Below are 2,409 nucleotides of genomic sequence, written 5' to 3'. Positions count from 1 at the left end.
GGCATGGGCAACGTGATGGTGGACATCGCGCGCTGGGTGCTGCAGGACGGTCCCAACCTCAAGACCGAGGAACTTACGGTCGTAGCGCGCCGCGGCCCCTTCGAAGCCAAGTTCGACGAAAAAGAAATCAAGCACATCGACATGCACATGGACGCCAAGGACCTGCTGGCCGAGATGGAGCGGGTGAAGGACAGGGTCGCCGCCGTCGGACAGGACGTCGCCAACGCCGCGGAAATCTTCCCGCTGCTCAAGCAGGCGTACGTACCGGCCAAGTCTCCGCGCCTGAAGTTCCGCTTCCTCTGCGGGCCGAAGGAAATCCTAAAAGGTCCCGACGGCCGCATCAACGGCCTGGTCGTGACCGAGAACAACCTGGTGAAGAAGGGCGAGGGAACCGCCGCCAAGGCCACCGATCAGACGGCCACACTCGACGTGGATACCATGATCTTCGCCATCGGCGACGTCCACGACAAGGAGTTCGGTCTCCCCATGGGCCCCGAGGGCTATTCCACCAAGCCGGTCGAGGGCAACGAGGGCAGCAAGTACCAGGTCGTCGATCCGCAGACCGGCGCCGAACTGCCCGGATTCTTCGTGGTCGGATGGTCCCGCCGCGCCAGTGACGGACTGGTCGGCATCGCGCGCCACGACGCCGAAGTCGGCGCTACCTTCGCCATCGACTATGCCAAGCAGGCCGCCGACGAATTCAAGGTGTCCGCCGACGACATCGAGACCGCGCTCCGCGTCAAGGGCCTGCGCATCGTCAACAAGCCGCAGATCGAGAAACTGTCCAAGATCGAGGAGATCGAGGCCAAGAGCCGCGGCGTCGCCTACTTCAAATTCCCCGACAACGACTCCATGCTCCGGGCGATCGAGCGCGAAATACCGGAAGCAGTGGGCGCGACGTCGGGCCGGGTCTAACTAGCGCCTAAGGCAGTAAACATCCGGCAGCATTCCCCGTCTTGGCCATATGGGCAGGGCGGGGATTTTCCTTTTCAGTCATCCGACTCCCGCCCAGTATGCAATCGTCGACAATCGGAAGTGGTTTTCTGACTTTTTCCAAATCTGCAACTCGTTCATTCGCCTCATTCTCGGTCCCGCTGTTTCCCATTTTGGGACCTTGCCACTCCGCCCTGTGATAAGCCTCACTGTCGGCCCGCCCGCGCCCCAGCAAACTCATAGGTTAGCCAGGAGGGCTTCATGAAGCGGGTCGTAATCCTCGGTGCTGCCGGCCGTGATTTCCACGATTTCAATTGTCTGTTCCGCGACAACCGCGACTACCAGGTCGTCGCTTTCACCGCCACCCAGATCCCGGATATCGCCGGGCGCCGCTATCCACCCGAGCTTGCCGGATCTCTCTATCCCGACGGCATTCCCATCATCGACGAGCGCGGCCTCGAGTTTCTTCTCCGCTCGCGCGAGGTGGACATCGTCGTCTTCTCGTATTCCGATATATCGCACGTCAACCTGATGCACCTTGCCTCGCGTGTCCTGGCCTGCGGCGCCGACTTCTGGTTCCCCGGCGCGCGTCACACCATGGTCGAATCCAAGGTGCCGGTCATCTCCGTTTGCGCCGTGCGCACCGGATGCGGCAAGAGTCCGGTCTCGCGCCACGTGCTCGCCGAACTGCGCAAGCTGGGCTGGCATCCGGTCGTGGTTCGCCATCCGATGCCCTACGGCAACCTGGCCGACCAGGCCGTCCAGCGCTTCGCCACTCTCGCCGACCTCGAGAAGCACCACTGCACCATCGAGGAGTGCGAGGAGTACGAGCCGCACATCATGAACGGTACCGTCGTCTACGCCGGCGTGGACTACGAAGCCATCCTTCGCCGCGCCGAGCAGGAAGCCGACCTGGTTCTCTGGGACGGCGGCAACAACGACACTCCGTTCTACAAGTCGGACCTGGAAATCGTCGTCACCGATCCGCACCGCGCCGGGCACGAGATGTCCTACTTCCCGGGCGAGGTCAACCTGCGCCGCGGGCAGGTGATCGTCATCAACAAGGTCAACACCGCGCCCGCCGAGGGACTGGAAACCGTCCGCAACAATATCCGGCAAAACAACCCGGCCGCGACGATCGTCGAATGTGCCTGCCGGGTCACCGTGGATGACGCCGCCGCCATCAACGGCAAGCACGTGCTCGTCGTCGAAGACGGCCCCACGCTCACGCACGGCGAAATGTCTTATGGCGCCGGTGTGGTGGCGGCCCGCCAATTCCACGCGGCCAGCATGGTCGATCCGCGCCCGCACGCCGTCGGCTCCATCCGCCGGACGTTTGAGAAATACACGCACCTCCACGACCTGCTGCCCGCCATGGGTTACAGCGAGACCCAACGCCGCGAACTGGAGGAGACCATCGACCGCACGCCCTGCGACCTGGTCGTGATCGCCACGCCGGTGGACCTGCGGCGCATC

Annotated in this window: 2 protein-coding genes; both read left to right on the top strand. The window is 63.4% G+C overall.

Annotated elements, in window-relative coordinates; all coding sequences use genetic code 11:
- Positions 1-915: hypothetical protein (locus tag VF515_11910; protein HEX7408339.1), on the top strand; the 915-nt coding region annotated here is incomplete at its 5' end.
- A gap of 279 nt (positions 916-1,194) precedes the next feature.
- Positions 1,195-2,409: cyclic 2,3-diphosphoglycerate synthase (locus VF515_11905; protein HEX7408338.1), on the top strand; the 1,215-nt coding region annotated here is incomplete at its 3' end.

The sequence above is a fragment of the Candidatus Binatia bacterium genome (assembly GCA_036382395.1).
GTDB lineage: Bacteria > Desulfobacterota > Binatia > HRBIN30 > HRBIN30 > JAGDMS01.
The sequence above is the reverse complement of the archived record's forward strand: the minus strand, read 5'-3'. Positions and strand labels throughout refer to the sequence as shown.